We start from the raw sequence: 1,135 nt of genomic DNA on the forward strand, positions 1-1,135 counted from the left end.
AGGAACCGGTCGACATCTTCGGGCGCGATCTGGGGCCGGATCGCCGCGCGCAGGTCGTCGAGGCCGTGGGCTGTCAGGTCGTCGTTGAAGTCGCCGTGACGAGGCGAGAGCGTCAGCACCTCGATGCCCGCACTGGTCGCAAGTTCGGCTTGGGTCGCGGCGGCCTTCGTGCCCACTGCGTCGACATCGCGGGCGATATAGAGGCGGCGCACGGACGGTGACAGTCTGAGCGCGGCGAGATGGCTTGCCGACAGCGCGGCGGCCATCGGCATGCCCGGCAGCGCCGCCCGCAGCGACAGCATCGTCTCGATCCCTTCGCCGACGGCCAGAACATCTTCTGCCGCCCCGAAGCGCACGGCATGGCCAAGAAGGTTGCCCATGGCCCGCCGGGGTGTGGGAACCGCGGCCTTGGCCGAGCCGTCCGGCGCGAGCCAGGTACGGTGCGCGCCGGTGATCCTGCCTTGCAGGTCGGTCACGGATGCGATCATCGCCGGACGCCGCTCTGCTGGTCCGCCATCGTCGGGCCGATAATAGCAGCTTGGATGATATCGCAACGCCCCCGCGCCATGGATCGGCATGATGCAGCGACTGGCCAGATAGGTCTCGACCGGCGTACCCCGGATCGGTTGCGCCATGGCGATCAGTCGCCGTGCCGCTTCCGGCGATCCCATGGCTGTACGGGCAGGTGCTGGATTGATGGTCGGGACAAGGTCGACCCGCGGCAGGCTCAGGAAGCGCCGCGCCTCCTCGGCGACATCGCCGAAAGAGGTCAGGCCACAGCTCTCCCGGATCACGTCGAGCAGATCACCGTGCTCGGCCGTGGCGGCATCGGTCCAATGACCGGCAGCACCGGGGCCAGCCTCCGGCCCCTTCAGCCGGACGAACATCGACCGCCCCGGTGTGTTACGTGCATCGCCGACGGTCCAGTACTGACCCTGTCGTCGCCCGTTGGGGAGGTAATGCCGACACACGGCCTCGGCGTCCCGCGCGAGCCGGCGCGAAAGCTCTGCTGCATCGCGCGCCATCACGAAAATCCCCCCGGCGCGCTGAGGTTATGTTGCCCAGCCCCGCGAGAACCCCCGCCAAACCGCGCAAGTTCACGCCACCGCAACATAACCCGCGCCGCAACATGTTC

At 68.5% G+C, this 1,135-nt stretch carries 1 protein-coding gene; it reads right to left on the reverse strand.

All coding sequences use genetic code 11. From position 1 onward, the window contains the following. Positions 1–1,025: DUF7146 domain-containing protein (locus tag ABD923_RS19075; RefSeq protein ID WP_259555079.1), on the reverse strand; the 1,025-nt coding region annotated here is incomplete at its 3' end. Positions 1,026–1,135 lie beyond the last annotated feature (110 nt).

The sequence above is a fragment of the [Roseibacterium] beibuensis genome (assembly GCF_039542305.1).
In the GTDB taxonomy this organism is placed as follows: domain Bacteria; phylum Pseudomonadota; class Alphaproteobacteria; order Rhodobacterales; family Rhodobacteraceae; genus Roseibacterium; species Roseibacterium beibuensis.